Source organism: Bradyrhizobium sp. IC4059, from assembly GCF_020193615.1.
Taxonomy (GTDB): Bacteria; Pseudomonadota; Alphaproteobacteria; order Rhizobiales; family Xanthobacteraceae; genus Bradyrhizobium; species Bradyrhizobium yuanmingense.
Map to the genome: position 1 here is coordinate 465,465 of NZ_JADYVH010000006.1, position 17,005 is coordinate 482,469.

General features: G+C 62.7%; 17 protein-coding genes, 1 tRNA gene and 1 pseudogene. 12 read left to right on the plus strand and 7 right to left on the minus strand.

The features are described 5' to 3' along the window. Positions 1 to 103: 103 nt before the first annotated feature. The 3 genes from I6F12_RS21610 (at position 104) to I6F12_RS21620 (ending at position 3,449) form a co-directional block, all read left to right on the plus strand. Positions 104 to 2,119: an acetyl/propionyl/methylcrotonyl-CoA carboxylase subunit alpha gene (locus I6F12_RS21610; protein WP_109143402.1), complete on the plus strand. Its 2,016-nt coding sequence runs from the start codon at positions 104 to 106 to the stop codon at positions 2,117 to 2,119. 164 nt (positions 2,120 to 2,283) lie between these two features. Further along, complete coding sequence (locus I6F12_RS21615; RefSeq protein ID WP_225147635.1) at positions 2,284 to 3,153, plus strand: isocitrate lyase/PEP mutase family protein; 870 nt, start codon at positions 2,284 to 2,286, stop codon at positions 3,151 to 3,153. Then, positions 3,150 to 3,449, plus strand: coding sequence for an acylphosphatase (locus tag I6F12_RS21620; protein WP_225144571.1), 300 nt, complete (start codon positions 3,150 to 3,152; stop codon positions 3,447 to 3,449). The genes I6F12_RS21615 and I6F12_RS21620 overlap by 4 nt, the downstream gene beginning before the upstream one ends. A 129-nt stretch (positions 3,450 to 3,578) precedes the next feature. On the opposite strand, the gene I6F12_RS21625 is transcribed toward I6F12_RS21620, so the two are convergent. Beyond that, positions 3,579 to 5,096 carry a PAS domain-containing sensor histidine kinase gene (locus I6F12_RS21625; RefSeq protein WP_225144572.1) on the minus strand — a complete coding sequence of 506 codons (1,518 nt, stop codon included), beginning with the start codon at positions 5,094 to 5,096 and terminating at the stop codon, positions 3,579 to 3,581. Positions 5,097 to 5,235: 139 nt separating this feature from the next. Here I6F12_RS21625 and I6F12_RS21630 point away from each other — a divergent pair, with 139 nt between their 5' ends. Genes I6F12_RS21630 through I6F12_RS21640 form a run of 3 tightly spaced genes read left to right on the plus strand, consistent with a single transcriptional unit; the run spans position 5,236 to position 7,908 of the window. Continuing rightward, a complete protein-coding gene (locus tag I6F12_RS21630; RefSeq protein WP_225144573.1) occupies positions 5,236 to 5,793 on the plus strand; it encodes a MarR family transcriptional regulator in 558 nt (185 codons plus the stop codon). A gap of 16 nt (positions 5,794 to 5,809) precedes the next feature. Continuing rightward, complete coding sequence (locus tag I6F12_RS21635) at positions 5,810 to 6,475, plus strand: DUF4166 domain-containing protein (protein WP_225157175.1); 666 nt, start codon at positions 5,810 to 5,812, stop codon at positions 6,473 to 6,475. Next, on the plus strand, positions 6,472 to 7,908 hold the full coding sequence (locus I6F12_RS21640) for a TIGR01777 family oxidoreductase (protein WP_225157176.1): 1,437 nt from the start codon (positions 6,472 to 6,474) through the stop codon (positions 7,906 to 7,908). The genes I6F12_RS21635 and I6F12_RS21640 overlap by 4 nt, the downstream gene beginning before the upstream one ends. Positions 7,909 to 7,965: 57 nt before the next feature. On the opposite strand, the gene I6F12_RS21645 is transcribed toward I6F12_RS21640, so the two are convergent. Beyond that, positions 7,966 to 8,817 (minus strand): LysR substrate-binding domain-containing protein, encoded by an 852-nt coding sequence (locus I6F12_RS21645; RefSeq protein ID WP_225144575.1) that lies wholly within the window; start codon positions 8,815 to 8,817, stop codon positions 7,966 to 7,968. A 111-nt stretch (positions 8,818 to 8,928) separates the two neighbouring features. On the opposite strand from I6F12_RS21645, the gene I6F12_RS21650 reads away from it, so the two are divergent. Next, positions 8,929 to 9,351 (plus strand): 4-oxalocrotonate tautomerase family protein, encoded by a 423-nt coding sequence (locus I6F12_RS21650; protein ID WP_225144576.1) that lies wholly within the window; start codon positions 8,929 to 8,931, stop codon positions 9,349 to 9,351. Positions 9,352 to 9,396: 45 nt separating this feature from the next. Here the strand turns inward: I6F12_RS21650 and I6F12_RS21655 are convergent, their stop codons facing one another. Together I6F12_RS21655 and lipB are read right to left on the minus strand one after the other, a co-directional pair. Continuing rightward, complete coding sequence (locus I6F12_RS21655; RefSeq protein WP_225157177.1) at positions 9,397 to 10,110, minus strand: DNA helicase; 714 nt, start codon at positions 10,108 to 10,110, stop codon at positions 9,397 to 9,399. Between the two features lie 198 nt (positions 10,111 to 10,308). Beyond that, positions 10,309 to 11,046: a lipoyl(octanoyl) transferase LipB gene (gene lipB, locus I6F12_RS21660; protein WP_225144578.1), complete on the minus strand. Its 738-nt coding sequence runs from the start codon at positions 11,044 to 11,046 to the stop codon at positions 10,309 to 10,311. 82 nt (positions 11,047 to 11,128) lie between these two features. Here lipB and I6F12_RS21665 point away from each other — a divergent pair, with 82 nt between their 5' ends. After that, the gene (locus tag I6F12_RS21665; RefSeq protein ID WP_018647371.1) at positions 11,129 to 11,371 is read left to right on the plus strand and encodes a FliM/FliN family flagellar motor switch protein; all 243 of its coding nucleotides are present in this window, start codon (positions 11,129 to 11,131) and stop codon (positions 11,369 to 11,371) included. A 197-nt stretch (positions 11,372 to 11,568) separates the two neighbouring features. Next, positions 11,569 to 11,653 (plus strand) — tRNA-Leu (locus tag I6F12_RS21670). A 182-nt stretch (positions 11,654 to 11,835) separates the two neighbouring features. On the opposite strand, the pseudogene I6F12_RS21675 reads toward I6F12_RS21670, so the two are convergent. Then, positions 11,836 to 11,971: pseudogene (locus tag I6F12_RS21675) on the minus strand (SOS response-associated peptidase); the annotation flags it as partial. A gap of 686 nt (positions 11,972 to 12,657) precedes the next feature. Continuing rightward, the gene (locus I6F12_RS21680) at positions 12,658 to 12,873 is read right to left on the minus strand and encodes a hypothetical protein (RefSeq protein WP_074448160.1); all 216 of its coding nucleotides are present in this window, start codon (positions 12,871 to 12,873) and stop codon (positions 12,658 to 12,660) included. Between the two features lie 705 nt (positions 12,874 to 13,578). On the opposite strand from I6F12_RS21680, the gene I6F12_RS21685 reads away from it, so the two are divergent. From I6F12_RS21685 to I6F12_RS21695, 3 genes are all read left to right on the plus strand, one after another. Next, the gene (locus I6F12_RS21685) at positions 13,579 to 13,824 is read left to right on the plus strand and encodes a hypothetical protein (protein WP_225114290.1); all 246 of its coding nucleotides are present in this window, start codon (positions 13,579 to 13,581) and stop codon (positions 13,822 to 13,824) included. A gap of 283 nt (positions 13,825 to 14,107) precedes the next feature. After that, positions 14,108 to 15,148 (plus strand): serine/threonine protein kinase, encoded by a 1,041-nt coding sequence (locus I6F12_RS21690; RefSeq protein ID WP_225157178.1) that lies wholly within the window; start codon positions 14,108 to 14,110, stop codon positions 15,146 to 15,148. 37 nt (positions 15,149 to 15,185) lie between these two features. Further along, positions 15,186 to 16,214: a nucleotidyltransferase family protein gene (locus tag I6F12_RS21695; protein ID WP_225157179.1), complete on the plus strand. Its 1,029-nt coding sequence runs from the start codon at positions 15,186 to 15,188 to the stop codon at positions 16,212 to 16,214. 146 nt (positions 16,215 to 16,360) lie between these two features. Here the strand turns inward: I6F12_RS21695 and I6F12_RS21700 are convergent, their stop codons facing one another. Next, positions 16,361 to 16,747, minus strand: coding sequence for an H-NS histone family protein (locus I6F12_RS21700; RefSeq protein WP_081493007.1), 387 nt, complete (start codon positions 16,745 to 16,747; stop codon positions 16,361 to 16,363). Between the last annotated feature and the right edge of the window lie 258 nt (positions 16,748 to 17,005).

Consider the following 17,005-nt stretch of genomic DNA (forward strand, 5'->3'; position numbering starts at 1 on the left):
TGCCTCCGGCCCATTTTGATGTACCACGGGAGCCACACGGCCCCTCCCAAAGGCCCCAACGGCCAGGGAAGGGTCCCGCCCAAGGTCGAGACTCAAGAAAAGCATGTTCAAACGCATTCTGATCGCCAATCGCGGCGAAATCGCCTGCCGGGTCATCAAGACTGCCCGCAAGATGGGAATTCAGACGGTCGCGGTCTATTCCGAGGCCGACCGCGATGCCCTCCACGTCGAGATGGCCGATGAGGCGGTGCTGATCGGCCCGCCGGCCGCGGCCGAGAGCTACCTGGTGATCGAGAAGATCGTGGAGGCCTGCCGGAAGACGGGTGCCGAGGCTGTGCATCCCGGCTACGGCTTCCTGTCCGAGCGCGAGGCGTTTCCGCGCGCGCTGGAAGCCGCAGGAATCGTTTTCATCGGCCCGAATCCCGGCGCGATCGCCGCAATGGGCGACAAGATCGAGTCCAAGAAGGCCGCCGCAAAAGCAAAAGTCTCGACCGTGCCGGGCTATCTCGGCGTCATCGAGGACGACAAGCACGCGGTGCGGATCGCCGACGAGATCGGCTACCCCGTCATGATCAAGGCCTCCGCCGGCGGCGGCGGCAAGGGTATGCGCATCGCCCATTCCAAAGCCGAGGTTGCCGAGGGCTTCAACCTCGCCAAGGCGGAGGCAAAGGCCTCGTTCGGCGACGACCGCGTCTTCGTCGAAAAGTTCATCGTCGATCCCCGCCACATCGAGATCCAGGTGCTGGGCGACAAGCACGGCAACGTGATCTATCTCGGCGAGCGCGAATGCTCGATCCAGCGCCGCAACCAGAAGGTCATCGAGGAAGCGCCGTCGCCGCTTCTGGACGAGGCGACCCGCCGCAAGATGGGCGAGCAGGCGGTCGCGCTGGCCAAGGCCGTGAACTACGATTCCGCCGGCACGGTCGAGTTCGTCGCAGGCCAGGACAAGAGCTTCTACTTCCTGGAGATGAACACGCGCCTCCAGGTCGAGCATCCCGTCACCGAGCTCGTCACCGGCATCGATCTCGTCGAGCAGATGATCCGCGTCGCGAGCGGCGAGAAGCTCGCCATCGCGCAGAAGGACGTCACGCTGACCGGCTGGGCGGTGGAATCGCGCCTCTATGCGGAAGATCCGTTCCGCAACTTCCTGCCCTCGATCGGACGCCTCGTGAAATATCGTCCGCCGGCGGAGGCCAGCAAGGACGGCATCACCATCCGCAACGATACCGGCGTGCAGGAGGGCGGCGAGATCTCGATCCATTACGATCCGATGATCGCCAAGCTCGTCACCCATGCGCCCTCGCGCGCGGCGGCGATCGAGGCGCAGGCGACTGCACTGGACTCGTTCTATGTCGATGGCATCCGCCACAACATCCCGTTCCTGTCGGCCTTGATGCATCATCCGCGTTGGCGCGAGGGACGGCTCTCGACCGGCTTCATCGCCGAGGAATTCCCCAAGGGTTTTGCGGTGCGTGTGCCCGAGGGTGAGGTCGCGCGTCGCATCGCCGCGGTCGGCGCCGCGATCGATCACGTGCTCGGAGCGCGCAAACGGCAGATCTCCGGCCAGATGGGCGGCCGCGTCGTGCAGCGCGAGCGGCGTCGCGCGGTTTGGCTCGACCGCCAGGAGATACTGCTCGAGGTCGCGCGCGAAGGCGAAGCGATCACGATCCGCTTCATCGACGCCGACGGCAAGGCCGGCAACACGCATCTGTTGCAGTCGCCGTGGAAGCCGGGCGATCCGGTCTGGCAGGGCACCATCGACGGTCAGTTCGTCGCCGTGCAGACCCGCCCGATCGCCAACGGCATCCGCCTCGCGCATCAGGGCGTCGAGGTGCCGGTCTATGTCTGGACCGAGGCCGAGGCGGCCTCCGCGCGGCTGATGCCGGTGACCACGGCCTCCGACAGCGGCAAGAAGCTGCTCTGCCCGATGCCGGGCCTCGTCATCTCGATCGCGGTGAGCGAGGGGCAGGAGGTCAAGGCCGGCGAGACCCTGGCGGTGGTCGAAGCCATGAAGATGCAGAACGTGCTGCGCGCCGAACAGGACGGAACCGTGAAGAAGATCCACGCCAGCGCCGGCGCGACACTCGCGGTGGACGCGCTGATCCTGGAGTTTGCGTAAGATAAAAGATGTGAGTGGGGGTCTTGCCGGGCCCCAAGCTCACCGTCATTGCGAGCGCAGCGAAGCAATCCAGACTGCCTCTGCGGAAAGACACTGGATTGCTTCGCTGCGCTCGCAATGACGGAGTACGTTGCGGCTGCGTCGCAATAATTGGGAGGGCAACCATGGCCTTTCGTTCCCGCCGCGAGAAACTGCGATCGATCCTGTCGGGCGGGACGTGCGTCCATCCCGGCTCGGTCTATGACGCGATCTCGATCCGGATTGCCGAGGATCTCGGCTTTCCGCTTGGCATGTTCGGCGGATCGGTGGCTTCGCTCGCCGTGCTCGGCGATCCCGATGTCACGCTGATCACGCTCACCGAGCTTGCCGAGCAGATGCGGCGGATGTCGCGGGCCTCGGCGCTGCCGGTGCTCGTCGACGCCGATCACGGCTATGGCAATGCGCTGAACGTGCGCCGCACGGTGCAGGAGCTGGAGACGTCGGGCGCGGCCGGCCTCACCATCGAGGACACACTGTTGCCGGCCGCATTCGGTGCGACGAAGGCACAGCTGATCTCGCTGGAGGAGGGCGTCGGCAAGATGGAGGCGGCGCTTGGCGGCCGCAGCGATCCCTCGCTGGTCATCATGGGCCGCACAGGCGCAGCCGCGATCACCTCGATCGAGGATGCGGTGCGCCGCGCCCAGGCTTATGAGGCCGCCGGCGTCGATGCGCTGTTTTTCACCGGCATCAAGTCGCGCGCCGAGCTCGAGGCCATCGTCTCCGCCACGCGGCTGCCGATCGTGCTCGGCGGCGCGTCCGAGGAATTGAGTGGGCTCGATTATCTCCAGGGCCAGCGCGTGCGCATCGCGCTGCAGGGCCATGCGCCGATCGCCGCCGCGACGCAAGCCGTCTACGAGACACAGAAGGCGTTGCGCGAGGGCATGGCGCCAAAAAGCCTCAAGGGCCTGGCATCGTCGGAGCTGATGGCGCGCGTTACGCGCGAGGCCGCGGTCAAGGCGCGCAGCTCCGATTTGCTCGGATGGAAGAAGACATGAGTCGGGCGATTCTCCAGGTCATGATCCGCGGCCGCGTGCAGGGCGTCGGTTATCGAGCCTGGGTGGAGTCTCAGGCCATCGCGTATGCCCTCGAAGGCTGGGTCCGCAACCGCCGTGACGGCAGCGTGGAAGCGCTGTTCGCCGGCGCGCCGACGCACGTTGCCGACATGGTCGCGCTGTGCCGCCACGGCCCGCCGTCCTCGCGCGTCGACAGTGTCACCAGTGAGACGGCAAGCGTGGATGAACTGAGTTTGCGCAGGGCAGGGGAAGCGTTTTCGGTGCTGCCGACGGTGTGATAGTTCACAAGAGATCGTCATGCCCGGGCTTGTCCCGGGCATCCACGTTCTTGGTGCCCGTGTCCAGGCGTGGATGGCCGGGACAAGCCCGGCCATGACGGCGAGTTGGCCTTGGTAAGCGGTGAACATTCACCTCGGCAATTTCGCGATCGCCTCGCTCAGCTCGTGGATCTCATAAGGCTTGCGCAGAATCGGGAAATCGCCGCGGACGCCGGCGGCGACCTCGCTGTAGCCGGTGGCGAGCAGGATCGGCAGGCCGGGACGGATCTGACGGAGGTGATGGGCGAGGCTGAGGCCGTCCATCTTGCCGGGCATGACAATGTCCGAGAACACGAAGTCGACGCCATCGCTCTCGATCTCACGCAATGCCGCTTCTGCATCGGCGACACGGCGCACCCGGTAGCCGAGCTGCTCCAGAAGACCGATGCTGACCAGCGCGACATCGGGATTGTCCTCGACCAGCAGCACCGTGCCGCTGCCGCGGAACGCCGCTTCCGGTACCTCCCGCGACGGCATAGCGTTGCCGCGCGGCAGGACGATGGTGAATGTCGTGCCCTGGCCGAGCTCGCTCGCGACCTTCACCGTGCCGCCGGCCTGGTGGGCGAAGCCGTGGACCTGCGAAAGGCCGAGGCCCGTGCCTTTTCCGATCGGCTTGGTCGTGAAGAACGGCTCGAAGATCTTGTCGAGAACGTCGGAAGGAATTCCGAGCCCGGTATCGCGGACGTCGATTGCGACGAAATCGCCGACGAGGGGCGCCTCGTTCAGCGCGAGATTGCGCGCACCTATCGTCACCGTGCCGCCGTCCGGCATCGCGTCGCGGGCATTGATGACGAGATTGAGCAGCGCGGTCTCGAGCTCGGAGACGTCGGCCTTGATCGGCCAGGTGTCGGAGTGGATGTCGAAAGCGAGACGCACGGAGCTGCCGACGCCCGCGTCGAGCACCTCGCGGATCGCCGCGACGCGGTCGGCAAAATCGATCGCCTGCGGGTTGACGCTTTGCCGACGCGCGAAGGTGAGAAGCTGGTTGGTCAGCGCTGCGCCGCGCTTGGTCGCGGTGTCGATCGCCGAGATGGCGCGCTCGAGCTTGGGATCGTCTGCGGCGCCTTTCTTCAGGATGTGCAGGCTGCCGCTGATGATCATCAGAAGATTGTTGAAGTCGTGGGCGACCCCTCCGGTGAGCTGCCCCAGCGCATCGAATTTCTGCGACTCGGCCAACTGCTTCTGCATCGCCTCGAGCTTGAGCTGGGCATTGCGGCGCTCTGTGATGTCGCGTGTGATCTTGGCGAAGCCGATCAGCCTGCCGTCCTCGTAGATCGGGTCGATCACGACGCTCGCCCAGAAGAACGTGCCGTCCTTGCGGACGCGCCAGCCTTCCTCCTCGTATCGGCCTTTTTCCCGCGCGATGCCGAGCGCCCGCGCCGGCTTGCCATTGGCGCGGTCGGTCTCGGTGTAGAAACGGGAAAAATGCTGGCCGAGGATCTCCTCGGGGGAGTAACCCTTGATGCGTTCGCCGCCGATGTTCCAGCTGGTGATGATCCCGTTGGGGTCGAGCATGTAGAGGGCGTAGTCGGCAACCCCCTCAACCAACAGCCGGAAACTGCGCTCGCTCTCGAACAGGTCTCTCTGTTGACTGAACTTTTCGACCATTCCCGGACCCCGCCTCGACGGGAACAACGCGGCATCCGCGAGATGGTTCCCGCCCTCTGGGACATTTCTAGGCAGCGAAAGCGCGCCGTATGCAAGCCTTCCCCTTGACACGAAACCGGTTTTGTCTGACATTTCTGTCATGACAGAAATAACCGGAAAAAAGAAACTGCCCGCGGCCGTCGAGCGCTTCATCCTGCACTGGGGCGACATGGGCGACGAGTGGGGGGTGAACCGTTCGGTAAGCCAGATTCATGGGCTGCTTTATCTCGCCGAGGCGCCGATGACGGCCGAGGACATCGCCGAGACGCTCGGCTTGGCACGGTCCAACGTCTCCAACTCGCTGAAGGAGCTGCTCGCCTGGAACCTGATCCGGCGGGTGCCGATCCTGGGCGACCGCCGCGACCATTACGAGGCCGAGACCGACATCTGGGAGATCGCCGCGAGGATCGCGGCGCGGCGCAAGGAGCGGGAGATCGACCCGGCGATCGCGGCGCTTCGCGCCTGCGTATCCGATGCCACGGACGATCCCGGCATCAGTCCCGTTGCAGCCAAGCGCCTCAAGGAGATGCTCGCGTTCTCCGAGCTCGCCGACCACTGGTTCATGCAGATGCTGAAGGTGCCGCGGCCGCGGCTGGTCGCCTTGATGCGACTTGGCGAGAAGATCGCCAACCTGCTGCCGATCGGCAAGGTCAAATAGCATCGAGGAGGTTGCGATGACGTCGGCAAGACTATCGGGCTCCAACGCATCGACCTCCGCTCACGTAAGACTGCTCGACGACCGACGTTTCCGCACGCTGCTGTCGGACGAGGATTGGGGCCGCTTGCCGCTCGCCACCTGGCGCCGCTTCTCGAAACGCGTCGCCGACGGCGACAGTATCGTCTATGTCGGCGTGGTCGACGAGCTCGCCTTCAGCGATTTCGGCTGGTGGTTCGCGCAGGCCGCGCGCCTGATCGGCGGACCGTTGCCGGCCGGCCGCGATATCGGTGTGCCCATGATCGTCACGGTCACCGAGGACGGCGCGACCGGCGGCCAGACCTGGACGCGCATCTGCGCGCGCAAGCGCGGCTTTCCGCAGGTGATCCATTCCGCCAAGCGCTTCGCCGGTCCGACCGGGCTTGAGGAATATGTCGGCTTCGGCGTGTCGATGGCGCTGCGCATTGCGGTCGAGGATCAGGTACTGATCTTTCGCAGCGCCGGCTACGGCCTCCAGCTTGGACGGCTGTGGATTCCGCTGCCGGGCTGGCTGACGCCGGGCGAGCTGATCGTGACACATCGAGATCTCGGCGAGGGCGCCTTCCGCTTCACGCTCGATGTCACTCACCCGCGTCGCGGTGCGCTGATCCATCAGTCCGTCCTGTTCAGGGAGGCCGTATCATGACTCCGCTGTTGTGGACACTCATCGCAATCCAGATCGTGATGGGCGTGTTCGACACCTTCTATCATCACGAATTCACCGAGCGCCTGGCCTGGCGGCCCTCGCAGCGCTTCGAGCTGAAGCTGCACGGCATCCGCAACATGCTTTATGCGCTGCTGTTCCTGGTGCTCGGCTGGCTCGAGGTTCACGGCGTGCTGGCGCTGTTGATCGTCGCGGTGCTGGTTGCCGAGATCGTCATCACCTTGATGGATTTCATCGAGGAGGACCTCAGCCGCAAGCTGCCGCCGAGCGAGCGCATCAATCACACGCTGCTTGCGATCAATTACGGCGCCATTCTGGTGCTGTTGATGCCCGTGCTAATCGCCTGGGCGATGCAGCCCGCCGGCGTGATCGTCGTCTATGAGGGCCTGCTCAGCATCGCCGCGACCGCCTGCGCATTTGGCGCGGCACTGTGCGGCCTCAGGGATTTCGCGGCGGTGCGGCGGCTCGCTCGGATGAAGGGTGTTCCCGCAGCCGGGCTTGTCGAAAAAGTTGGTGGCCGCAAGACCGTGCTAATCACCGGCGCCACTGGATTCATCGGCAGCCGGCTTGCGGCAAGCCTCAGCGGGGCAGGACATCACGTCATTGCGCTGATCCGCAATCCGGCGAAGGCCGAGATGCTGCCGCCGCCGGTGACGCTGATCACCAGCCTCGACCAGCTCGCCGCGGACACGCCAATCGACGCCATCGTCAATCTCGCGGGTGAGCCGATCGGCAACGGCCTCTGGACCGCAGCGAAGCGTGCGAAGATCATCGGTTCGCGCATCGACATGACCACAGAGGTCGTCAAGCTGATCGCGCGGCTCGCGCGCAAGCCAGAGGTGCTGATCAGCGGCTCGGCGATCGGCTGGTACGGCCTTTGGGCCGACCAGGTGCTGACGGAATCGGCAAAGTCGCATGCCTGCTTCAGCCACGAGCTGTGCGCGGCCTGGGAGACAGCGGCGCGGCCGGCGGAGGAGCTCGGCGTGCGCGTGGTGTATTTGCGCATCGGCCTCGTGCTCGGCACGGAAGGCGGCTTCGTCACGCGCATGCTGACGCCATTCGAGTTCGGCCTCGGCGGCCCGCTCGGCACCGGGCGGCAGTGGATGTCCTGGATCGAACGCGACGATCTGATCCGGCTGATCGCCTATCTGATCGCGACGCCGGATCTGTCGGGTCCCGTCAACGCCACGGCGCCGATCCCCGTCACCAACGCGAAATTCACCAAAGAACTCGGCCGCCGCCTGCACCGGCCGGTCGTGTTCCGCATTCCCGGCGGCCTGTCGCGCCGGATCGGCGGCGGCTTTGCCGACGAGCTTCTGCTCGGCGGCCAGCGCGTGCTGCCGAACAAGGCGTTGAGCCGCGGCTTCGTGTTCCGCCACGAGACGCTGCGCAGCGCGTTCGAGGCGATCCTGTGAGGTGATGATATGTCTTGCGCGACTTGCGCACGAACAAGGCGAGGTTGGCTTGACGCCCTAAGCCGCCACGCTCCGGAATGTCGCCGCCACCGCACGCAGCGCGGCAAGTTTCGCGGGATCGCTGACCTTCGAATGCAGCATCACCTTCGAGCTGCCGAGCTTCGGCAGCTTGTGCGCAGGACCGATGTCCATCAGCCCGGGCGGCGCGATCCGCCGCGCCAGCGGCGCGATCGCAAGCCCCGCTAGCGCGGCCGCGACCACCGCGGTGACGCCGCCACCGACGAAGCGCTCGCGCCAGGAGATGCCGGCCTTGTCGAGCGCGCGCACCGCCACGGCGCGGACGCCACAGGGTGGGGCGAGGGTCGCAAGCGGCAATGGTTCGCCTTTCGGCAACGTGAATCGGCGTGCGGCGAACCAGCCAAACTCGTCCTCAGCCAGCTTCTCGCCGCCGCGGCGGCTGCCTTCCTGGCGCACGATCACCGCATCGAACTCGCCCGAGTCATAGGCATCCTGCATCTCGCGCGAGAATCCGATGGTGACGGCGAGGGTGAGGCTGGACGACATCGCGTGCAGGCGTTCCAGCAGCGGCACCAATTCGGGGCCTGCGGCGTGATCGGAGATGCCGAGCGAGAGCGACTGCGTGGCCGGTGCGTCACCCGACAATGCGAGATCGTGCGCCGTCATCAGCGCGCGGGCGCGACCGAGGAACGCGGCGCCATCGGCGGTGAGGCGGACTGCGCGCGGCGAGCGCTCGACGAGGCGCTTGTCCAGCAAGGCCTCCAGCCGCTGCAGCTTGAGACTGACCGCGGCCTGCGTCGTGCCGAGCGCTTCGGCGGCGCGGGTGAAGCTCTGGAGGTCGGCGACCAGAAGGAAGGCCTGGACGGTGGCGATGTCGAGTGTGGCGTTCATTACAAATAATTATCACTGGTATCAGTATAGATAAGATACCAAAATGACGGCGGCAGGTCTAGTTTCTCCCCAACGCGGCGCAAGTTGCGCAGCTTATCGAGGAGAACGACCATGCCCCTGATCACCGTGTCCTACACCACGTCCCGCCAGTCGCCGTCGCTGAAGGCCGACATCGCGAGCGCGGTATCCGAGCTCACCGCAAAGATCCTGCGCAAGGACCCCAAGGTTACCGCCATCATCGTGAAGTCCGTGGATGCGGGCGACTGGTTCGCCGGCGGCAAGTCGCTGGCCGAGCAGAAGCTCGCCAGCTACTGGATCGACATCCACGTCACCGAGGGCACCAACACCAAGGACGAGAAGGCGGCCTATCTCGCTGCCATGTTCAAGCGCATGGCCGAGATCCTGGGCCCGCTGCATCCCGAGACTTACCTGCATGTCGACGAGGTCAAGGGCGACGCCTACGGCTTTGGCGGCCTGTCTCAGGAGCGGCGCTACATCGCCGGCAAGCTCGAGGTGTCGCTGCAGGCGGCGTGATGCGGGAGGCCGCGGGTGAGCGATCTCACCCGCGGCCCGAGGCCATCAGCTTGCGGCGCGGAACTGCACATCGGCGTTGTTGATGAAGCACGTCTTGTCGAACAGTTTCAGGTCCAGCGGGTTCGGCAAGCGGACATCGCCGAGATCGGGGCAGGGCTTGGCTGCGGGATCATAGGATCGATCGATCTGCGAGATGAAGACGACGATCAGTCCCGTGTCGCGCGCGAACGACTTCAGCGCGCGCACCTGCACGGCGAGGTCGGGATTTTCCCGCCTCTGATCGAGCAGTTGCAGGTAGTCGATCACGACGAAGGTGCCGCGCGGCGCCGCCACCATCTGCTTGACGACGTAATCGGCGCTGATTCCGTCGGAGCAATCCACCTCGAACAGCTTGTCGAACTGCGCCGGCTCCACGCCGATCGCACGGAGGCGGTCCAACACATCCTTCTCGGTATATTCGAGCGAGAAGAACGCGGCGCGATGGCCGAACTTCATGGCTTCGATGGCAAGTTCGAGGCCCATCAACGTCTTGCCCTGGCCGGGACGGGCCCCGACCAGCACCAAATCGCCCGGCCGGAATTGCGGGAACAGTTTGCTCGCCGGCGTCAGTGCGGCTGCTTTCGCCGCGAGCATGCTCCAGGCGGAAAAGCCCTCCGTCGCAGCGATGCGGTCAAGCGCGTCGTGGAGCGGAATGCCGGCCTCGCGGGACAGGCGCCTGGCCTTGCGCTTCAGATGGTAGATGGGCGCAGACAGTTTCATCGTCAAAACCTCCCATTGCGAGCATGGATCGCAACCCCTCCTTATGCCTGGCGCTCGAACAGTCGGCCGATGATCAACTCGCCCGGCATGAGGTCTGCTTTCCCGGCGGAGGGGGGAGGCGTGGGCGGCACCGAAATGAAGCGTAGCTGATTCCGCGGCGGGCGGAGAGCGGCGCGGTCGGCTCAAACAAAAAAAGTATTAGACTGCCGCTTCCGGCAGCAGCGCGCGGGTCGGTCCGAACAGCTCTTCGAACGCCTGCCTGAGCGCGATGTCGACGTCGGCCATGGTCACGAGCTGGCCGAGATCGACCAGCGAGGTGACGCCGTAACGGGGGTCGACGACGCCGCAGGGCACGATGCCGGCGAAATGCGACAGCTCCGGCTCGACATTGATGGCGATGCCGTGAAACGAGACCCAGCGCTTCAGACGGACGCCGATCGCCGCGATCTTGTCTTCATGCTCAGGTCCCTTGTCGGGTCGTCTGACCCAGACGCCGACCCGGTCCTCGCGCCGCTCGCCGCGGACGTTGAAGGCGGCGAGCGTTTTCAGGATCAGCTCCTCCAGGCTCGCGACATAGGCCCGCACGTCCGGCCGGCGGCGCTTGAGGTCGAGCATGATGTAGGCCACGCGCTGGCCGGGCCCGTGATAGGTGAGCTGCCCGCCGCGCCCCGCAGCATAGGTGGGGAATCGGGCATCGAGCAGGTCGCTTTCCTTGCCCGAGGTGCCGGAGGTGTAGAGCGGGGGATGTTCCAGCAGCCAGACCAGTTCAGGGGCCTCGCCCGCGGCGATCGCCACGACACGCGCCTCCATGGCGGCCACGGCCTCCGGATAGGGCACCGGGGCATCCGAAATCCGCCATTCGACGACTTCGCCGCCCGCGGCGGAAAACGACGTCAAATCGAGGTCTTGGCGGTGGCTTTCAGGGGAATTAACCATTGGCTAACCATAACGTGGTGATGATCGCAGGTGCAAATGCCAAGTCCTTTGGCCCAAGTCCCAAGTTGCAGCGGTCCTGACAGTGCCCACTCTCGACAAAGTCACCGTGGATCTCATGGTCGTCCTCGGAACGACCACCATGCCGATCCATCAGGTATTACGTCTTTCCCGCGGCGCCATCATCGAGCTGGACGCAACCGAGGCCGACGAGGTCAAGGTGCTCGCCAACAATCTGCCGGTCGCCTCCGGGGTCGTGCTGGTCGACCGCAACAGAATCGCGGTCGAGGTCAAGCAGATGCTGCCGCGCTCGCCGGGGACGCGGTAGCGGTCCCGGTCACACGGGACCGGGCAAGCGGTAGCGGCCTGGGTATCCGATAAGGCCGATCTCCCGGGGAAGGGCGGCGTTTTTCCTGCCAAGCTTGTGGAATTCAGGGCTTTTGCAGGCTTGTATCCCCCTGATGGATTTGTTAGATCGGCGCCGCTGATCCGGCCGCCCGAACGACCTCAGGCCGGCATCTCCTAGCGCTCGTGGCGGAACTGGTAGACGCGCTGCCTTGAGGTGGCAGTGGGTAACACCGTGGGGGTTCGAGTCCCTCCGAGCGCACCAAATTTGCAGATCGCTGGCGGGTTGCCCACCGTGGCGGTGAATACGAGTGTACCAGAGCCGTCGAAAGTGAACGCAAGCTCACTGTGTGGCTTGCTCGTTGCCTTCAAAATTTCACCCCCATCCTAAGTAATGATGAGTTTCGGCGGACAGCTGGCCGCAATGACCTCACGCCCGTCGGGCACGTTGCGGACGATTGGTGGCCGGGCAATCCGGGAAAATGCCTGGCATGCTCGGCAAGTTGCCGACGCTGCTGTTGAGCTCGCCAAACAAGCGGCGGATCGCGCCCACGTTCTTCGTCCTCGAGTAGAGGTTGCACACGTTCAGGTCTCGGGAGGTGCCTGGCGAGGACGGTTGTCAGTTGCGGGTTGGGCATGCGCCAGCTCGCGGGTCGGTCAGACAAACCCAATTGGAACAGAATAGGAACGAAAGAGCCGATACCGTCGCTTGTTATCGACCGGGGCCACCAATGTTCTCCTCGCCCGTTGGGTATCGATGAAGCGGTCCTACACTAACGGAGATCCAGAAGAGCGCTTGCAATTCCATGCTGGCCTTCAACTCCAGGGAGCATAGTCGTCACAAATGCCCTGAACTGCGGATGCCTTGCATGCGATGTCTCATGCTCGGCGGCCTCGGGCGCGCGATGCCGACGTTGACCGTCGTCTTTGTCCCGAGCGCCGTGCTTCCGCCCTTCTTACTTTCTCGCGGAGCCGCCTCAATTGAGCCAGCAGGCTGACGAGCTCGATTCTTGTGTCACGCAGAACAGCCAGGCTGGAAATCCCACTACTCACTACAACACCCCCCAAACAGGCCTTTGCCGAATTCGTGACGGAAGCTCGGATTTGTGGCGACGTGCCAACAACGTCTAAGCGATGGCCACCGGGGGCGTCGGTTCGTTTTACGACAATGCGCGAAAATATTCTAAATGGTTGCAATGCGTTGCAACAGCAACGCGCTATCGGAAGGGGAATATCAACACACTCTCCGAAGCGCGCGCGTCATTTGCATCAGCACGTTGGCGCTGTACGAGCTACCTCTACTGTTCTGACGATCGGCTCCTCGACCCAGGCCTCGCGGGCAAACCAGTTGTGATTGGCCCGACAGTCCGGACAAAGAGTATTGCCGAAAAACACGATGCTTCGCAGGAAAGTCTCACGATCGGATTTGATGCCGGTCGGAATCGCGCGGCCGGATTGCGGACACTTGACCATGATCATGCCCATACGAGCCTCCCTGAAACACGTATTTGTCGGGTAAAAGGGCCGGCCGGCTGGAGTGCGCTCTCGTCGGTGCGCGTGACTTGGGGGGCATCGCACCTAGGGTCGTTGTTCGAGCAAAAGGGCAGCTTGCTCGTGACGACGCTTCTCCAACCGACCGGATTCCTGCTTGGCGAATTCTTGGGATAGCTGCGGGCTTTCGCCGCAACTCTAAATAATGTCCGACCTCAACCGAACGCTTCTGGGAGGCGCCTAATAACCGTCATGTCGAAATACCCGCGACTTCGTGTCGAACGTTCCCCCTGCGACGAAACCATCAATTTCCTCTCGACGGACAGATCAGCCAACCGCATCACTGGTGTCACTCCCCTCGGTGCAGTCCGTTAACTATTCTCTTTTTTATTATTTGTGCAAATTAAAACTCGCCTTGTCGGTCTGATTTACGACTCTCGGCTGATTTATTTTTTTTGCGCGGCGCGATGCATTGCCGAAAAACGTCAGTCCCCTTTTTCTCCGTAGGCTTCTGCAGGCCATTATTATTCTCGAGTCGGTTCGGCACGTGGTTGCGCTTTGTCCGCGATATTGAATGCTCACCCGAAGTTCAAATATGAAACAAATTTTGATTATAAGCAAAATCTATAAATCTCGTTGGTTAATTGCTGCCGATCACGTAAGGTACACTCGTCCAGGTTTCTTCGGCTGGAGGAGACAATGTGGGAATTAATTCTTAACGAGTGCAACCTCACCTCGGAGACGCTGCAGCTGGCTCAGATGCGCGCAGAATTGGTCAGCATTGGCGAGAAGGAGCGCATTCTAAGAGAACGGAGTGCCGATCGCGAAGCTTATCGGTACCTATTGGATGCTCATCGGTCGATCGCCAGGCCGAGCCTCATGGGAGAGCAGGGGTTGAACATTTCTCCTCAAGACGGGGGCAAGGACGGTCAGCTCGCGGCATGACCAGCCGGATTGACATGTCCAAACGAGCCGGACCGGTGGCGTGTGTTCGGGTGAACGAAATCGCAGGCGCCGCAGGCCAGGCTAGATTGAGTCTCGCAGGGGGCGGCGGGTCCGCTTGTCCGGTGCCGCGACAACATCGCATCCCGGAGGCTGTCGCCGCCTCGCCGGTACAGGCGAGGCAGAATGGTTCACATTGGTGGAAGCCGTGCTGGAAAGATCGTCGGCAGAGATAGTATTGAGACCGGCTCCGCATGCAGTATTCGCGCTGTTGGATGGTCGACCAATGATCTTCAGCGAAGCGGGGCAGAAGATTTTTGAACTCGACCGAGTAGGGGCATTCATCTGGTGCAAGTTAGGGGAAGGCTCCTCGCTTGGAGACATTTATCGGGGGCTTGCGGCGCAAGGCATTGACGAGCACACGGCACGCCAGTTCACGCGACAGGTCGTAGATGTCTGGATCGATCGTGCGTTGCTCGAAGTCGATTGGCGAATGCCGACCGATTGCGCCTTCTCAGCTCATCTGGGTCGCCACAGAATAGACATCCGGGCTGCAAATCCGGACCTCTTGAGGCGGCTGCTGTCGCCATTCAGTGTGTCGGACCAGAGTGCCGGCGGCGACGGCGACATCGCGATCGAGGCAATGATGCTGGATGAGCAAGTGTTCTTGCGCGCAGGGGATTCCAGCATTTCCAGATGCGAAGTCGATGCACTAGCTCCTACGATCAAAGCTCACGTCACCGAGCGGCTTATTCGAAACATTCGTTGGGTGTTCTCCCTTCATGCCGCGTCTCTCGTGAACGACGGCATGGGCCTGTTGTTATGCGGCCATCCGGGAGCAGGAAAGTCTACCCTCACACTGCAGCTGGTGGACGCCGGATTTCGGTACGCTGGCGATGACGTCGCGCTGGTTGGCGGTGACGGAACGATCTGCGGAGTCCCGTTTGCGCTCACCCTCAAGGAAGGATCGTGGGACTTGCTCTCGCGACTACATGGCGACCGCTACGATGCGACGCATTGCCGCTCCGACGGCGTTCGGGTGCGGTACGTACCCATTCCTGATGCGCAGAACGAAAGCTTCTCCGCAGGCTGGATCATCTTCTTGAACCGGGTCGCGAGCGGTCCGACCGAACTAACCGAAATAGATCGTTTGGCTTCGATGAAGCGGCTCATCGAGCACGCATTCGCCGGCGATGGTAGACTGTCGCAGACTGGCTTTCTTGCTTTAAGGCGGATTGTCGCGGGTGCGCGATCGCTTCAACTCACCTACTGCGAGGCCGGAGAGGCTCGGCGCCTGCTTGTGGATCTGTGCAATGGCAAGGCATAGCAGCGCGGTCAGGAGCCTCTGCAATTGCTTGCGAGGCATGCCGCCCGTCGACGTAGAGTGGACGTCCGTCATCGGGCTCGCAAATCAGACCCTGACGACGCCGGCGCTCATCGACTTTGTCGACAAATTCGCGTCGGTGCTGCCGGAGGACGTCTGCGCCTATATTCGCCATATCCACCGCCGAAACGCGCTGCGCAATGACCGCCTCGTCGCTCAACTCGAAGAGGCCGTCGTTGCGCTGAACGGTCATGGCATTACGCCGGTCCTACTCAAGGGGGCTTCGACACTGGCGACCGCGCCCCAGACGCGAAGAGGCGTTCGGATAATGTCGGATCTGGATATCATGGTCATGCCGGACGACGCCAGAACGGCAGTCACCGCGCTATCTGGCATTGGGTACGATATCCATAACCAGACCCCTCCCGAAAGCCCTAGATGGTATGCCGATCTGAATCGCCCCCAGGATGTCGGGTCCATCGACCTGCAGCAGGCAGCTCCAGGTCCTGCGTACCTCTACCAGAACTTCGGGCATGCGCTGAACCATTGTATTCCTGCGCCGCTCGGACGGGCACGCGTATATATCCCCACGCCAACCTTCCAAGCGCTGATGTTGATCATCCATGACCAGTTTCAAGACTATGGTTATTGGCTCGGCGACCTCGACCTGCGGCACCTTGTTGAATTGCGCGACCTAAGCCATTCAGCCGAGCCTGTCGATTGGGAGCAGCTTACCTCTCGTGTCTCGGGCGACTTGATGAAGAACGCGGTTGAAACCCAGCTGATCGCCGTTGCCGAGCTGCTTGGCGTCGATATTCCACACACGTTGCGCTCCCGACTGATTCCTCGCCTGCAGTTCATGCGTCAGTTGATGCAAGCACGCTTTCCGGCTACGCGCGTGCCTCTCCTGGCGATGAGCCTTCTTGACTTCAGAAACTACCGCAGAGAGGCAACTATCCTCTCGACAAAAACAGGGGCGAACCGACGGGGATTGTGGACTGTGCCAAGAGCTAGCACCTTACGACTTCTTTTGAACGCGACGACCGCAGCTCGTGCGGGCAAGGTCTAAGGCCAGCGAACGTCAGCGCTTTCGCGATTGAGGCGTCGGTTGGCCAAGCGGGTTTTCGATCCGCCGCCTGTTCGAGGTGGAATTCGCCGCTCGGGACGCACGGTGGAAGTTCCCAGCTCAATGCGGTGTGTCCGACTTTCGCGCATCTAGGAATGCTCTCGACCACCAGCATTCCGTTCGGACGATTCACCGTTCTCGGGGATCTTGAACTCCTCGAGCGTATGGCCCGATTGCAGGGCGGCAACGAGCCAGCGGGGCTGCTTACCACGTCCGGACCAAGTCTCTGTTGGCTGAAGCGGATTGAAGTATTTCGGCACGACCTTCGGGTATTTGCGACGGGGCGGCTGGCCCGTTCCCGCCTCAGTCGCCCCGCTTTCAGCTCCGCCGAGTTGATCCGGCTGGTTGAGCTGCGCAAGACGCTTTTCTAGCTCTCGCTTTTCGGCGGTGATCTTTTCGGCGAGAATCTTTGTCAGCTCCTCGTGAAGGAGCCAAAGTTCCTCAAAATCCATGGCTTCGAGATCTTGCCTTCGCATTAGCATCTCTCGACTGACCCGTCGTCATCCAGCCATTCTTCGTCCGAGTGACGAATGAATGTTTGACCAAATCAGTGCTCAAATTGACCATACAATAAATCTATTATATATTATTTAATAATTATTGCGACGATTATTTTATTAATTGATCTCGGTGGCAAAGAATCTTGCGAAGATGCGTAGAAGGCATGGTTTGATAGAGTATCCTCTTGAACGTCTTCAGGATTCAGTCGGCCGGTTTGCGGCTCCGTCGACGGT